9 protein-coding genes are annotated in these 15,058 nt (G+C 63.3%); 4 read left to right on the top strand and 5 right to left on the bottom strand.

The window, feature by feature from the left end:
- Nucleotides 1-298 precede the first annotated feature (298 nt).
- Nucleotides 299-1,420 carry a cupin domain-containing protein gene (locus BXA07_RS11150; protein WP_076568018.1) on the bottom strand — a complete coding sequence of 374 codons (1,122 nt, stop codon included), beginning with the start codon at nucleotides 1,418-1,420 and terminating at the stop codon, nucleotides 299-301.
- A 93-nt stretch (nucleotides 1,421-1,513) separates the two neighbouring features.
- Here BXA07_RS11150 and BXA07_RS11145 point away from each other — a divergent pair, with 93 nt between their 5' ends.
- Nucleotides 1,514-2,059, top strand: coding sequence for an FKBP-type peptidyl-prolyl cis-trans isomerase (locus BXA07_RS11145; RefSeq protein WP_076568017.1), 546 nt, complete (start codon nucleotides 1,514-1,516; stop codon nucleotides 2,057-2,059).
- Between the two features lie 200 nt (nucleotides 2,060-2,259).
- On the opposite strand, the gene BXA07_RS11140 is transcribed toward BXA07_RS11145, so the two are convergent.
- The 4 genes from BXA07_RS11140 to BXA07_RS11125 form a co-directional block, all read right to left on the bottom strand.
- A complete protein-coding gene (locus BXA07_RS11140; protein WP_076568016.1) occupies nucleotides 2,260-3,303 on the bottom strand; it encodes a hypothetical protein in 1,044 nt (347 codons plus the stop codon).
- Complete coding sequence (mutS, locus tag BXA07_RS11135; RefSeq protein ID WP_076568015.1) at nucleotides 3,300-5,993, bottom strand: DNA mismatch repair protein MutS; 2,694 nt, start codon at nucleotides 5,991-5,993, stop codon at nucleotides 3,300-3,302. The genes BXA07_RS11140 and mutS overlap by 4 nt, the downstream gene beginning before the upstream one ends.
- A gap of 239 nt (nucleotides 5,994-6,232) precedes the next feature.
- Nucleotides 6,233-6,793: a hypothetical protein gene (locus BXA07_RS11130; RefSeq protein ID WP_139335533.1), complete on the bottom strand. Its 561-nt coding sequence runs from the start codon at nucleotides 6,791-6,793 to the stop codon at nucleotides 6,233-6,235.
- The gene (locus BXA07_RS11125) at nucleotides 6,790-9,030 is read right to left on the bottom strand and encodes a serine/threonine-protein kinase (protein WP_076568013.1); all 2,241 of its coding nucleotides are present in this window, start codon (nucleotides 9,028-9,030) and stop codon (nucleotides 6,790-6,792) included. The genes BXA07_RS11130 and BXA07_RS11125 overlap by 4 nt, the downstream gene beginning before the upstream one ends.
- Before the next feature lie 296 nt (nucleotides 9,031-9,326).
- Here BXA07_RS11125 and tssF point away from each other — a divergent pair, with 296 nt between their 5' ends.
- Genes tssF through BXA07_RS11110 form a run of 3 tightly spaced genes read left to right on the top strand, consistent with a single transcriptional unit; the run spans nucleotide 9,327 to nucleotide 14,941 of the window.
- Complete coding sequence (gene tssF, locus BXA07_RS11120) at nucleotides 9,327-11,159, top strand: type VI secretion system baseplate subunit TssF (RefSeq protein WP_076568218.1); 1,833 nt, start codon at nucleotides 9,327-9,329, stop codon at nucleotides 11,157-11,159.
- Nucleotides 11,120-12,148 (top strand): type VI secretion system baseplate subunit TssG, encoded by a 1,029-nt coding sequence (gene tssG / locus BXA07_RS11115; protein ID WP_083708169.1) that lies wholly within the window; start codon nucleotides 11,120-11,122, stop codon nucleotides 12,146-12,148. Before tssF ends, tssG begins: the two co-directional genes overlap by 40 nt.
- Before the next feature lie 48 nt (nucleotides 12,149-12,196).
- The gene (locus BXA07_RS11110) at nucleotides 12,197-14,941 is read left to right on the top strand and encodes a type VI secretion system Vgr family protein (protein ID WP_076568012.1); all 2,745 of its coding nucleotides are present in this window, start codon (nucleotides 12,197-12,199) and stop codon (nucleotides 14,939-14,941) included.
- Nucleotides 14,942-15,058 lie beyond the last annotated feature (117 nt).

The following is a 15,058-nucleotide window of genomic DNA, read 5'->3' as shown; positions in this document are numbered from 1 at the left end:
CGGTAATTATCGCTCGTTAGGTCGTCTTCGAAGGCTTTTCGTACCAGGTGGTGCCTGCCAGACAACGGAAACTTCCTAACCGAATATTATAGCGATTTTTGGTGCGTCGCAATAGGAGCAAGAGGCAAATTCGCAACTATTTTGTGATATCGCAATATTTGCCGAAGCAAATTGCAAGCAAGTGTAAGTGTTTTGCGAAAGCGCGACAAAACGATATAAAAATAATATGTTTTGTTGCGCTGGCGCAGAACGCATACCAGTTGCCCGTGCAATACCACTTTTGCTACGCCGCCGTCATTCAAGCCAGTTCGATCCAGCCATCCTGATACCAGGTATATAAGGCATCCATGACGTCATCGGAGGCCTGGGCCACGGCCGCGCCATCGAGGGCGCGTTCGTTGGCCAGGGTTTCCAGCGCCGCCTTGTCCGCCTTGCCAATGGCAAACGACTCGCCATTGATGAAGACATTCTTGCCACGATACAGCATCAGGGTCTTGCGCGACAACACGACACCCTTTTTCTGCGCGGCATCCGCAAAGCGGCCCACCGTCAATGGCTTCGATAACGGAGTGAAAAACACATTGTGCTTCGGTTCCGACAGGTGTTCACCCAGGAAAATGGTCACATCCTCTTCCGTGAAGCGCACCTTGTTCAGCTCTTCCGTGATGGTGCTGAGCATGTCGCGGGGGATTTCCGCCGGTTTGCCCGATGCTTTCAGGTCAGGATCGCTGTAAATGCCCGGCAAGTCGATCGAGTCGGCCATGAATTGCAAAAAGGCTTCGCCCAGCTCCTGGAACGTGGGCGAGCGGAAACCGATCGAATACGTCTGGCAGTCGCCGATGGCCACGCCGTCGTGCGCGTAGTGGGGCGGCAGGTACAGCATGTCGCCCGGTTCCAGCGTGAATTCTTCGTCGGGCGTGAAATTGCTGAGGATTTTCAGCGGCAGGCCGTCGATCAGGCTCAGGTCCTTCTGCGCGCCGATGCGCCAGTGGCGCTTGCCCTGGCCTTGCAGCAGGAACACGTCGTAGGAATCGAAATGCGGGCCCACGCCGCCGCCATCGGTGGCGAAGCTGACCATCAGGTCGTCCAGGCGCGCGTCCGGCAGGAAGCGGAACTGGCGCAGCAGGGCGTCGGCCTTGGCGCTATGCAGGTTGGCGCCCTGCACCAGCAAGGTCCATTCCTTCTGTTTCAGCGAGGGCAGGCTGGTCAGCGGACCTTGCTGCATGTTCCAGTGGCCATCCGCATGGCTGACCAGGCGCGATTCGACGTGGTCCAGGGTGGCCAGTTCGGCCAGGGCCTTGAAATCGAACAGCGCCTTGAAGCCAGGCACGGCCTGGCGGATCAGCAGGGGCTTTTTATGCCAGTAGTCGCGCAAAAATTGCGCCGGCGTGATATCGCCGAGGAGAGTTAATTTATTCATGCGCCCATTATAACAACCGGAAATGCAGGAATGCGCCTGTCGTTGGCGGCGTAAAGGTATAATTTGCCAGCTTATACAATGAAAGGAAGCATAATGAAGATTGCCAAGAATACGGTCGTGACTGTCAACTACAAACTGTCAGACGCGCAAGACAATCTGATCGAAGACGGCCGCCAGCCTATGGTCTACCTGCATGGTGATTATGAAAACACCCTGCCGAAGATCGAAGAAGAGCTCGACGGCAAGGAAGTTGGCTACTCCAACACGATCCAGATCGAACCGGATGATGCTTTCGGTGAATACGACCCAGCCCTGGTCAAGGTAGAGCCGCGCAATCGCCTGCCTGAGCCGCTGGAAGTGGGCATGCAGTTCGAAGGCATGCCGGAAAGCGATTCGACCGACGAAGAAGCGATGATCTTCACCGTCACTGATATCGCCGACGACAAGGTCGTACTGGACGGCAACCATCCACTGGCCGGCATCGCGCTGCGCTTCTCGCTGACCGTCGCTGACGTGCGCGCAGCCACCGACGAAGAAATCGCCCATGGCCACGTGCATGGCGCACACGGCCATGACCATGGCGATGATGAAGATGAAGGCGAAGAGGGCGATCACTTCCGCACCCACCCTATCCACTGAGGACTCCTGACCAAACCTGCTGCGCGCGGCGGGGCGCGGCCGGCGATGCTCACCGGCTCGGCGCCCCCGTACCGAGTACGGTTGCGCTTCTCGGCCACGCCGCGCAGCTGCTCGCGACGGTTTTGTCAGGCGTCGTGACGTCTGTTGTCTATTAGATAAAGGCTGGCTTTGCGTCGGCCTTTATCTATTGCGGCGCACGTTTATCTGCGTACAGTCGACGCCTTGGCCCGCGCTTGCGCCGATGGGCGCGTGGCACGTTGACGCACCTCAAAGAAGGGCGTCTTGCCGGGCCGCACGGCGATGGCGGACCAGTCGTTGTCGATGCTGACGTGGCCCAGGTTGCCTTTCCAGCGGATTGCCGGCGCGCCCGTCCTGGCCGCGGCCTTTTTACTTTTTCCTTCCTTGCCGTCCGCGTCGCCATCACGCTGCGTATCGACCAGTAACACCTTGCCGCTGAACTTCTTCGCCAGGGTGCGGATCTGCTTGCGCGGTCCCGCAAAGCCATCCTGCTTTGCGCTGAAGCTGGGCAGCAGCGAACTGTCGTCTTCATCGAGCACGCCCACGTCGCCGTCGGAAAACAGCACGATGCCATCGAGTTTCTTGCGCTGCGCCATGGCGAACAACCGCTGCAGCCAGGAACGGTTGGCCACCAGGCGGTCTTCGAACTCGCTGTTGCGGCCCGCTTCCGGCAGGAAATGGTTGTTATTGGCGGGCAGGTTGACGGTCGCAAACAGCACGCCGCCGTATTCCCAGTGCGCGTTCTCCGCATAGCTGCGGAACTTTGCCGTCGATGACAGCCGCGACAGGGTCAGCTTGCGCTGGCCCAGGCTCTGGTCGTCCGCGAAATACACGTCGCGCAGGCGGTTCAGGCGTTCGATGGCATTGATGCGGCCGCGCGAATTGCGGCAGTTGGCCCAGTCGCTGGCCGACAGCGAGACAATCAGCGGCGGACCGCTGGCGTCGAGCAAGTCCTTGCGCTGGCTGTACAGCTTGTCGCTGCACGACTCGCTGGCCGCCTTGATGCCGGTCGCTACCACGAAGGAGGCATTGAAGGCGCTCGTGTCGGCAATCGCCTTTTTCAAGGGCGCGTCGTCCGGCCCCGCCTTGAAGGAGTGGCCCAGCACGGCAAACTCGAAGCCGGCCTGGTCGGCGGGGGCGGCCAGCGCCGGCTGTCCCTGCAGGCAAGCGGCCAGCAGGCCGGCCGCCAGCAGGGACAGGCGAACGAAGCGGCGCCCGATGGTCATGCGGCGGCCAGCCGTTTCAACTGGTACAGCTGCTCCAGCGCGTCGCGCGGCGTGAGCGCATCGGGATCAAGGTCGGCGATGGCGTCGAGCAAGGCTTGCTGCGCTTCATTGAGCGCGGCCAGCGGCGCCGCCGCTGCCTCGTCTTCCTCTTGCGCATATGGATCGGCTGCCGGTGCGGCGAACAGGTCGCGCTGCGGCGTGGCGTCGAGCGCCTGCGCTTCCAGGCGCGCCAGGTGCTTGCGCGCGGCCTTGATCACGGGCTGCGGCACGCCGGCCAGCTGCGCCACCTGCAAGCCGTAGCTTTGCGAGGCGGGACCGGCCTGCACGGCGTGCAGGAAGACGATGCTGTCCTTGTGTTCGACGGCGGACAAATGCACGTTGGCGGCGCTCGGGTGGCTGTCCGGCAGTTGCGTCAGCTCAAAGTAGTGCGTGGCAAACAGGGTGAAACTACGACTGGTGTCGATCAGATGGCGCGCGATGGCCCACGCCAGGGCCAGGCCGTCGAAGGTCGAGGTGCCGCGGCCCACTTCATCCATCAGCACCAGAGAGTGTTCGGTGGCGCCGTTCAAAATGGCGGCCGACTCCGTCATTTCGACCATGAAGGTCGAGCGTCCGCCCGCCAGGTCGTCGGTGGCGCCGATGCGCGTGAAGATGCGGTCGATGGGGCCGATGGTAGCGGAGGCGGCCGGCACGTAGCTGCCCACGTAGGCCAGCAGGGTGATCAATGCCACCTGGCGCATGAAGGTCGATTTACCGCCCATGTTCGGACCGGTAATCAGCAGCAAGCGGCGTTCGTTGACGAGGCGGCAATCGTTGGCGATGAAGCGTTCGATCTGCTTTTCCACCACCGGGTGGCGGCCTTCGACGATGTTGATGCACGGCTCGTCGACCAGTTGCGGCGCGGCCCAGTTGTGCTGCTGCGCGTGTTCCGTCAGCGCATTCAGGGTATCGAGCTGGGCCAGGCCCTGCGAAATCGTTTGCAAGGTGCCGATGTGCGGTGCCAGCTCGGCCAGCAGCAGGTCGTACAGCAGTTTTTCGCGCACGAGGGCCTTGTCTTGCGCCGACAGGGCCTTGTCTTCGAATACCTTCAGTTCCGGGGTGATGTAGCGCTCGGCGTTTTTCAGGGTCTGGCGGCGGCGGTAGTCGTCCGGCACCTTGTCCGTCTGGCCGTGTGTCACTTCAATATAGAAGCCGTGCACCTTGTTGTATTCGACGCGCAGGTTGGCGATGCCCGTGCGCGCCCGTTCGCGCGTTTCCAGGTCGAGCAGGAACTGGCCCGCGTTTTCCGACAGCGCGCGCAGTTCATCGAGTTCCGCGTCGAAGCCGGTGGCAAACACGCCGCCGTCGCGCACCATGGCCGCCGGCTCCTGCGCCACGGCGCGCACCAGCAAGTCCAGGCAGGCGGTCGGTGTCGCCAGTGCCGCGTGAATGGCGGCCAGCAAGCCGCTTTCGCCGCCCTGGCCAGGGCCGTAACAACGGACTACGTCGCCACGCAGCGCCGGCAGTTGTAATAAACCATCGCGCAAGGCGGCCAGGTCGCGCGGACGCGCCGACAGCAGCGCGATGCGCGTGGTGATGCGTTCGATGTCGGGCACTTGCGCCAGGGTGGCGGCCAGCGGTCCCGCCGCTTCGCTCTGCGCCAGCGCGGCGATCGCTTCATGGCGCGCGCGCGCCACGTTCTGGTCGCGCCGCGCATGGTGCAGCCAGTGGCGCAGCATGCGCGAACCCATGGCCGTGCGGCAATGATCCAGCAGGGAGAACAAGGTCGGCGATTCCTGCCCGCGGATGGTTTCCGTCAATTCCAGGTTGCGCCGCGTGGCCGCGTCCAGGCCGATGAATTCGCTTTCCGTTTCCGTCGTCAGCGAGCGCACGTGCTGCAAGCCCCGCCCTTGCGTCGATTGCGCATAGCGCAGCAGGGCGCCGGCCGCGCCGAACGCGGCGCCGAGGCCATCGGCGCCAAAGCCCGTCAGGGTCGCCACGCCCAATTGATCGAGCAGTGCCTTGTGGCCGCCCACCACGTCGAAATGCCAGTCCGGCACGCGGTTGATGTGGGTGCCCGCGTAGTCGTCGAACAGGTTGCCGTTGTCGCCGCTGAGAATTTCAGCGGGCACGATGCGTTCCAATTCCTGCTGCAGGCGCGCCGCCACGGTGGCGCTGTCGCCGGAAAACTCCATCAGTTTCAAGGCGCCGCTGGCCAGCGACAGCCAGGCCAGGCCCGTCGTCACTGTCTTGCGCTGCGTGATGCTGCACATGGCCAGCAGCGGGCGCTCGGCCTTTTCGGGCAGCAAGTCCGCATCCGTCAGGGTGCCGGGCGTGACCACGCGCATGACCTTGCGCTCGACGGGGCCCTTGCTGGTGGCCGGGTCGCCGATCTGTTCGCAAATGGCCACCGACTCGCCCAGCTTGACCAGCTTGGCCAGGTAGCCGTCGAGCGAATGAAACGGCACGCCGCACATCTTGATGGGGTTGCCGCTGGCCACGCCGCGCGCCGTCAGGGTAATGCCCAGCAGGCGCGCCGCTTTTTCCGCATCTTCGAAAAACAGCTCATAGAAATCGCCCATGCGGTAGAAGACCAACATCGTCGGGTGGTTTTCCTTGATGCCCATATATTGTTGCATCATGGGCGTGAGCTTTTCAGCCGAATTCTTCTTTGCCGCGGCGGCGTTGATTTCTTTTGGGACGGTGGTCATGTGTTCTTTGTCGTTGGTCCGGCGGCAGGGAATGCATGCCTGCCGGGCTGTGGGTGGTGCTGTGTGCGTGCCAGGCCGCGCCAGTGGGCGCAGCTCGGGTTAAGGCCGTCATTTTACCGCTTTCGGCGGGCGGGGCGGCGTATTGCGTGCGGATGTGAAAAAGCCGCGCTGGTGGGGCGCGGCTTCTGGTATCCAGGTTTGGCAATGCGTTGTTGACGGCATTCCCAGGTGTCGTAGGATCAGTCGACGCCCAGTGTCCCGCCCACGGAGCTTTCCGGGTCGAATGAGAATACGCGTAACTCAGGCTGCACACCCTCGCCGCGCAGTATGCGTACAGTGATGACAAAGGACAATTCCCAGCGGCCTTTTGTATGCCCGACGTCCAGCGTATGTTTCCACTCCTGGCGAATGCGGCGCAGGTCCGGCAGTTCAGGATCTGGCGGCAGCAGGTGCGATTCGAAATCCAGTTGCAGCGGATAGGTGGCACCGATGGCTTGCAGGAATGGCGAGGGGGCCGAGTAAACGGTCGGCACATTCGCTCCAATCTGAGTCAGTTGCGGAATGGTGACGATGCAACAATCGACGATCTGAAATGAGGTGAAGCCGCTTTTCTTGGAGCCGCAGCAATTGACGTCTACGTAGACATGCTGCCCTTGCTGGAAGTGCACGCCTCCCATATATTCGCCGTGGCGGGGATCTGCCGTGCCATCGCAGGAGGTGAATTTGTAGTCGAGCTGGCTGCTGGTCTGGTCTGCATCAAAATGTACGGATAACTTCATCCAAGGGCTTACATGCGTCATGTTTTACGATCTCTTTTCAGGTTAATAATAAACTGCTGGTAGCGAGCATCTCGCCTGAGGGTCAACAGATCGGGTGCCGTTTCGATCAGGTTGAGGGGGTAACCAAGGTTCACGGCCTGCATTAATGCCGTTAGCGCCTCGTGGTGGTTGCCAAGCAGTTCATGGCTTAGCGCGGCGCGGAACTGTACGTCAGCTATCTCGCTTGCAATGCTTAGTGCATGTCGGATATGGGTCAGCGCTTCCTGCTTATCGCCGATATATGCGCGATATAACGCCATACGTGACTGAAAGTTACCGTTATCGGGCATAGCCTGCAACATCGGACTTAGCAAATTGATCGCGTGCCGGTAGGAGTCTTTCGATGCGTTTGCCTGTGCTGGAATCCAGCGCTGAGCATCGGCTAGGTTAGCCCATAGTAAATAAGTTCCAGGGCTACCTTTACTGGAAGAAACCGCGTTCTTGAACGCTTCAACGGCGCCAAGATAATCGGCTTTGGCGAATAAAGAGGTGCCCAGATTGTTGTAGAGCTCCCAATGTGGCTGAACTTGCAATCCCTGCTGCAAAACTCGCAAGGCTTCATCGACGCGATCCTGGCGTAGCAGGACTGCATTCAGGTAGGCATAAGCATTGGCAGATTGGGGGTCAAGTTCGATCGCTTTACGGAAGGCATTTTCCGCTTCAACATATTGGGCCTTGCGATAATGCAGCATTCCTTGCAAAATTTGGAAAAGGCGCTCGCGCGGATATGCCGGCTGTGCCAAGTCGATGACTGCTTGCGCCAGTTCAAATTTTTCCGTCCGTATCAGCACCCTCGCCTTGCCAATGAGACCCATCAGATTGTGTGGATCGAGGTTGAGTGCTGTTGCCGTGGATATCAAGGATGCCTGGTGCTGACCTTTCAGTTCCAGTACCCACGCTTGTGCCACATGGGCCAGCGCCAATTGGTTGTCTGAGGCCAGGGCCTGTTGTGCGCTGGCATCAGCGCGTTGCAGCCATGTATCGTCACGACCATTGCCTGTGTAGCGCAGGCTATAGGCCAAGGATAGTCCGGCTGCCGCCGCCGCACTTGCAGGGCTGTGTGTCAATACAGTGGTGAAGTGCTCGATGGCCTGTGCCTGGCTCGTATCGCGATCAAACACCCGCAACGCTTCCATCCCCGCCGCCATGCTGGCCATTTCCGAATACGGCGCAGGTGCTTTCTCGCCCGTGACGAACGATTTGACGGCAGGAACGATATTGGGCAGCTGCCATCCCGCCAGTACCGCCAGCAGCGCCACGCCCGCGCCCCATTGCAGGGTGCGCTTGCGGGGCAGCGGCAGGCGGATGGAGACGCTGGCGGGCGGCTCTACCTTCGCCGGCGTAGCGTCGGCAAGGGGCGTGGCCAGGGTGAGTGGTTCGCCGCGCTGCGCGCCTATCGCCTCGCGCACGTCGCGCATGGTGCGTGGCCGTTCGGCCGGGTCGTGCGCCGTCATCGCGCGCACGAGGGCGTTGATGGCGGGCGGGACGGAGTCCGGCAGGTCGGGCCACGGTTCCGTTGCCTGCATGTGGGCGGCGGCCAGGGCCAGGCCGTTCAGGTGGGCGAAGTGGCGCTGGCCGGCCAGCATTTCGTACAGCATGGCACCCAAGGCATACACGTCGCCGCGCGTGTCGGGCAGGCGGCCCATCAGGCGCTCGGGCGCCATGTAGGCGATGGTGCCCTGCAAGTCGCACAGGGTCGTCGTTTGCGTGGCTTGCGGGTCCATGTGGCGCGCCAGGCCGAAATCGAGGATGCGCACCTTGCCGTTCGCCTCCAGCATCAGGTTCGACGGTTTCAGGTCGCCGTGCACGAGGTCCATCGCGTGCGCCTCGTCCATGGCGTCGGCGATCTGATAGGCGATGTCGAGCGCGGCCTGCAGCTCGGCCTTGCCGCCGTGCATGTATTGCCCCAGGGTCTGGCCTTCCACCAGTTCCATGACGATGGACTGGCCCGTGCCCTGGCCCTCGATGGCGAAGATGCGCACGAAGGCGGCATGCCTGAGTGAGGCGGCCAGGCGCGCTTCATTGATGAGTTTTTCCGGATGCAGCACATCGGCCTGCGGCTTCAGGCGCTTGAGCGCCACGCTGCGGCACAGCTTGGCATCCCACGCTTCGAACACATGGCCGAAACCGCCTTCGCCCAGCAAGCGGCGCACTTCATAGTGCCCGCTGATCGTGTCGTCTTGCGGTGGGGTCTGACGCAGGGAGTCGAGCAGTTCCATATACCTTGGCTTCAGAGTGCATCAGTGTGGACGTCAAGCACCGAGAGGGTTAATGCGATGCTTGAATGCCCAAAATGATTGATTTTGAGTAACATCCTGATTTAAAACGATTGTTTAGAATAAGTCAATTAATATTGGCAAGGAGTGAACAAAAGCTGCCAAGGCGCAGGGCGGACGGCATTGCTTTCCGATTCATGCTTGCAATCTTGTTCAAACTCAATTTGCCTGTTTCCCGCGTCCTCAATAATGCAGATGGGGCTGTATCTACATGTGCGGGGCAAGCGATGGGAGCGGACATGGACGAGTTGCTACAATATTACGAGCGCGAACTGGGCACCTTGCATGCGCACAACCAGGCGTTTGCCCGGCGCTATCCCGCCATCGCCGGCGCGCTGGGCATCCAGGGTGGAGACATGGGCGACCCGCACCTGGCGCGCATGCTGCAGGCGTTTGCCATGTTCAATGCGCGCACGGCGAAGCGGCTGGCCGATGGCTTCGGCGCCTTCAGCGAAACCTTGTTGGAAGTGAACTTTCCCCATTATTTGCGCCCGTTTCCTGCCTGCGCCATTGCCCGCATCGATAACGACCTTGCGACGGTGACCGAGCCGGCCATGATCCCGCGCGGCACGCTCATGCATGCAGCGGAGCATCAGGGTATTGCCTGCAAGTTCACCACCGCCTACGATGTCGCCGTGGCGCCGCTGCGCCTGTCCGAGGTGCGCTTTCAGTCCATCGTGGCGGCGCCGCCCGCATTGCGCCTGACGCCGGACTTGGGGGCGGCGATCAGCATCACGCTCGAAGCGACGGGCGCCACGTCCACGCTGGACGGGCTGCCGCTGCCGGCGCTGCGCCTGTTCCTCGATGGCGAGCCTGCGTTTTGCGCCACCTTGCGCGACAGCCTGTTCCTGCGTGTGCGTTGTGCCTATGTGGAAGCCGATGGCGCATGGCATGCGCTGGACGCGGTGCCCTTGCATCCGGCCGGCTTTGCCGTCGAGGAGGCATTGATGCCGGCCATGGCCGCCTCGCATCCCGCTTACCGCTTGCTGGGCGAATGGTTTGCCTTTCCGGATAAATTCAATTTCGTCGACCTGGACCTGGCCGCGCTGCGCCCGCAGTTGCCGCCGGCCTGCCGGCACTGCACTGTGCACCTGCTGCTGGCCGACGTGCAGGCCGATGCGGATATCGCGCGCATCTTGCGGCCCCTGTCCGCAAGGCATCTGCTGACGGGATGCACGCCCGTCGTCAACCTGTTCCGCCAGGCGGCCACTCCCGTCCGCCTGACGCATGCGAGCGCCGAGCATGTGCTGCTGCCATCGGTGCGGCAGGCGCATTGCTACGATATTTACAGCGTCGACAGCGTGCAGGTGCTCAGTGAAACGCAGAGAGATGGCGCACTCGATGCGTTTCACCCGTTCTATTCGATGCGCCATGGCGAGGCGGGCGGGCGCCAGGGACGCTACTGGGTGACGCGGCGCGACGAGGACATGGCGCTGAGCAATCCCGGCTACGACATGCGCATCGCCTTTGTCGACGGCACCATGCAGCCGCTGCACGACGCCACGCAAACGGTGTCCGTTATGCTCACCTGCAGCAACCGCGATTTGCCGAGCCGCCTGGTATTCGGCAATGCCGCGGGCGACCTGCGCCATGACGGCGTGGCCAGCGCCTTGCCGGTGCGCCTGCTGCGCAAGCCCAGCGCGGCTTGCCGCTTCCCTGCGGGAGTGGCATCGCACTGGCGGCTGATCGCGCAACTGTCCCTGAACCATCAGTCGCTGAGCGAGCAGGGCTTGCCGCTCTTCAAGCAAATACTCGAGCTGTACAACTTGCCCGGTTCGGCCAGCGCCGCGCGCCAGATCGCGGGCATGACGGGACTGCGCCAGCGCGCCGCCAGTACCTGGCTGCAGGATGAGGCGGGCGGCAGCCTGGTGTTCGGCATCGACGTCCTGCTATCCGTCGATGAGGACGCCTTTGTCGGCAGCGGCTTGCATGCGTTTGCCCAGGTGATCGAACGTTTTCTCGGACTGTACGTGCACCTGGGCTCGTTTACCCGCCTGATCGTCTTGTCGCAGAAGACTGGAAAGGAGTTGCTGTGCTGCCTACCCCGCAATGGAAACCAGACGCTGGTGTAGTCGCGCGCCTGCTGGCCGACCCGTCCGGCACAGGCTTCTTTCAGGCGGTGCGGCTGTTGTCTGCCTGGCTGATGCAGCAGGGCATCTCGCAGGAGCAGGTGTTTGATGATTGCCTGCGCCTGCATGGCAGCGCATCGCTGTCGTTTGCGCCGGGAGAAATCGAACAGCTGTGGCTGGAGCAGGAAGCCGATGGTCATACGCAGGTACATGTGCAGGCGGCGATGCTGGGTTTTCTGGGCGTGCATGGCAGCTTGCCGCTGCATTACACGGAAACGCTCGCCCGCCACGAACGGCAAACGGGCGATGGGGGGCCCCGTGACTGGCTCGATACGCTGTCGCAGCGCGCGCTGGCCCTGTTTTACCGGGCCTGGGCACGTTACCGCATCGAATGCCAGATGGACGCCGACGGCGGCGATTTCCTGCCCCTGCAACTGGCCCTGGCCGGTGCCTGGCCTGCCGAGGTGGCACGGCAGGAGGATGGCTTGCCTGCGCATGTGCTGGCCCATTACGCGGCCTTGCTGCGGCATCGGCCCGTGGCGGCCGACGTGATGCAGGCGGTGCTGGCCGAGTATTTCGGCGTGCCCGTGCGCGTGCAGCGTTTTGTGGGCGCCTGGTTCCGGCGCGCGCCGCAGGAGCGCACCCTGCTGGCCACCGCGCACGCCCGGCTGGGGCACGGCGCCATGCTGGGCGAGCGCTGCCGGCGCGCCGACTTGCGCGTGCGCCTGATGCTGGGACCGCTGGCGCGCCGTGTCTACGAGGATTTTTTGCCCGGCCGGCCGGGCGCGCTGGCCCTGCGCCAGATGCTGGCGCTGTTCGGCTTGCCCGGCGTGGGCTTCGAGATACGCCTGGTACTGCGGCGGGAAGACGTGCGCACCTGCGCCCTGGGCATGGGTGCCTGCCTGGCGGAGGATGCGTTTCTGGCCGGCAAGCTGCCGGCCCGCGACCGTGACGACATGCATTACGACATTCGATTCGCTGGTTCCGCCTGAGACCGCCATACATGTTGTGCCCCGATGACTGCTGGAAGGAAGAAAACCATGGAAGACTTCGCGCAATGGATGGCCGTGGACAAGGCCTTGAACGCCGGCAACCGGGCCTTGCGGCTGCGCCTCGCCTACCCGGAAGGCAGCAATGAGGATGTCTTGCTGCCGCAGCGCATCAGCGGCAGCGAGGCCATCTGCGGCGGGATCGAGTACCGCATCCTGTGCGTCGCCACCGAAGCGCGCTTGCCGCTGAAACAGTTCATCGCCGTGCCGGCCGAATTGCAGATCGTGACGGACCAGGGGCAGCTGCGCAGGGTCTGCGGCATCGTCGCCGAAGCGTGCGCGGGGCAAAGCGACGGCGGCCTGGCCACCTATCAACTGGTACTGCGCGATGGCCTGGCCTTGATGGAAAAGCGCGTCAACACGCGGGTGTTTCGCAACAAGCACGAATTGCAGATCGTCCAGCTACTGTTTGAGGAATGGCGGCAGTGCAATAGCGTGCTTGCCGCCAGCCTGGATCTGTCCATCGATGCGGCGCTGGCGGCGCGCAGCTTGCCCGTGCGCGAATTCACGATGCAACACAATGAATCTGATGCCGCCTTTATCCGCCGCCTGCTCCGGCGCCGCGGCATTGCCTGGTGCTTCCAGACGGGAGCGCCGTCCGGTCCGAACGCCGCCACCACTCCCGTGCATGCCCTGCTGCTGTTCGACGACGCCAGCCGCCTGGCGGAAAATGCCGCTGGCACGGTGCGCTATCACCGCGATGACGCCACCGAGGAAAGGGATGCCGTGACGGCCTGGAGCGCCGTACGCCGTTTGCAGCCGGGAAAATCCGAACGTTACAGCTGGGACGATGGCCACCCGCACAGTCCGCAGTTCATGGCCACGCAGTCTCAGGGGGCCGTGGATCAGGGCGGGAATGGCAATCGCCTGGCGGCCAGCCTGGACGACTATATCGTGGAGCCGCCGCTGGCCGCCGGCAGCAATGACGAATTGCGGCAACTGGGCCAGCTGGCGATGGCGCGTCACGATATGGACAGCAAGTGTTTCCAGGGAGAGGGCTGCGTGCGCGACTTTTGCGCGGGCCAATGGTTCAGCCTGGAAGGGCATGCCGATATCGACAGCCACCCGGCGGCCGAGCGCAGTTTCGTCATCACGGCCTTGAGCGTGGCTGCCAGCAATAACTTGCCGACAGGCCTGGATGCCAGGGTCGGGCGCCTGTTTGCGCAGAGCGGCTGGCAGTGCGATGCCGGCCCGGCACAAGGGGCAGGCGCCGATGGCCAGCCGGCCTTGCGCTACCGCAACCGTTTTACTTGCGTGCGGCGCGGCATCGCCATCGTGCCCGCTTTTGACCCGCGCAGCGATTTTCCCGTCGTCCGCCTGCAAAGCGCGCTGGTCGTCGGGCCGGCCGGCGAAGAAGTGCATTGCGATGCGCTGGGGCGTATCAAGGTGCGTTTTGTTGCGACGCGCGCGCCGGACCACGCGCATGCCAACGGTTCCGGCACCTCCGATACGGAGCGCGATTCGGCCTGGGTGCGCGTGGCATCGAGCTGGACCGGCAATGGCCCGGGCAGCGGCAGCCAATGCGGCACCTTGAGCTTGCCGCGCATCGGCACGGAAGTGCTGATCGATTTTCTCGGCGGCGACCCGGACCGGCCCATTATCGTCGGGCAGCTGTACAACGCCGTGGGCGCGCCGCCGGGCTTGAGCGCGCGCGGCGCCTTGCCGGGCAACCGTTATCTGTCCGGCATGCGCAGCCGCGAAGTGCGGGGCGGGCGCGGCAACCAGCTGTGCTTTGACGACACGCCGTCGCAGATCAGCGCGCAGCTGGCCAGCGACCAGGCGGCCACGCAATTGAATCTCGGCTATCTGACCGAACCGCGCAGCGATGGCGCAGGGCGGCAGCGCGGCGACGGCTTCGAGTTGCGCAGCGACGCCAGCGGCAGCGTGCGCACTGCCCGCTCGCTGCTGATCTCTGCCTGGAAACAGCTGGGCGCCAGCGGCAAGCAGCTCGACGGCAACGAGCATGCCGCCGTGATGAAAGAATGCCTGGAATTGTTGACTTCCCTGGGCGAGTTTGCCGCCCAGCACCAGGCGCTGGCGCTGGACGCGGCCGGCAGCAAGGCGCTGGGAGCGGCGATTGCCGCCGACCAGCCCGCCGTCAGCATCACGGCGCCCGAGGGCGTGGCGCTGAGCACGCCCCGAACCATTGCCGGCAACGCGGGCGCGAATATCGACCTGGTGGCCCAGCAGCATCTGCAACTGAGCGCGGCCCAGCGCTGCAACGTCAACGCGGGCAAGGGCATTTCCCTGTTCGCGCACCAGGACGGCATCGTGCAGGCGGCCCATTTCGGCAAGTTTTTGCTGCAAAGCCAGCACGATCTTCTGCAGGCGGACGCCGCCAAGGATATCCGCCTGACAGCGGGCACGCGCCTGGTCGGCGTGGCGCAGGATGAGATCACCTTCATGACGGCGGGCGGCGCCTACCTGAAACTGTCCGGCGGCGCGGTGGAACTGGGCGGCCCCGGCGCGCTGACGGTCAAAACCGATGGCCACCACTGGAACGGCCCGGCCAGCATGAAGGCGGAACTGCCCACCTTCGGCGAAGGCGAGCTGGGCCGCGTGCCGCGCTTGCTGCGTCCAACCGACGGTTTGCCCGTCGAAGGCGTGGAAGTGCACATCGAGCGCGAAGGCGATAGTCCCATGACGGGCGTCAGCGGTGCCGACGGGCGCGGGCCGACGGTGGCGACCGATCATCTGCAGCGGCTGAAGGGATTTTTCTTCCGCCGCCGTTCCTGAACCCCCGTCACTGGAGAGCACACCATGCAATTCGATCCCCACCCGCCGCTGTGCGACGATCCCCAAATCGATATCCTCGGCCAGTTTTCCTGCAACGCCAATTTCCAGAGCAGCGAC

It is taken from the genome of Janthinobacterium sp. TND4EL3 (assembly GCF_900156175.1).
Lineage (GTDB): Bacteria > Pseudomonadota > Gammaproteobacteria > Burkholderiales > Burkholderiaceae_D > Janthinobacterium.
The sequence above is the reverse complement of the archived record's forward strand: the minus strand, read 5'-3'. Positions and strand labels throughout refer to the sequence as shown.

Coding starts and splice junctions, on each gene's coding strand:
- BXA07_RS11150 (WP_076568018.1), bottom strand. CDS start 1,420: ATGAATAAATTAACTCTCCTCGGCGATATCACGCCGGCGCAATTTTTG.
- BXA07_RS11145 (WP_076568017.1), top strand. CDS start 1,514: ATGAAGATTGCCAAGAATACGGTCGTGACTGTCAACTACAAACTGTCA.
- BXA07_RS11140 (WP_076568016.1), bottom strand. CDS start 3,303: ATGACCATCGGGCGCCGCTTCGTTCGCCTGTCCCTGCTGGCGGCCGGC.
- mutS (WP_076568015.1), bottom strand. CDS start 5,993: ATGACCACCGTCCCAAAAGAAATCAACGCCGCCGCGGCAAAGAAGAAT.
- BXA07_RS11130 (WP_139335533.1), bottom strand. CDS start 6,793: ATGACGCATGTAAGCCCTTGGATGAAGTTATCCGTACATTTTGATGCA.
- BXA07_RS11125 (WP_076568013.1), bottom strand. CDS start 9,030: ATGGAACTGCTCGACTCCCTGCGTCAGACCCCACCGCAAGACGACACG.
- tssF (WP_076568218.1), top strand. CDS start 9,327: ATGGACGAGTTGCTACAATATTACGAGCGCGAACTGGGCACCTTGCAT.
- BXA07_RS11110 (WP_076568012.1), top strand. CDS start 12,197: ATGGAAGACTTCGCGCAATGGATGGCCGTGGACAAGGCCTTGAACGCC.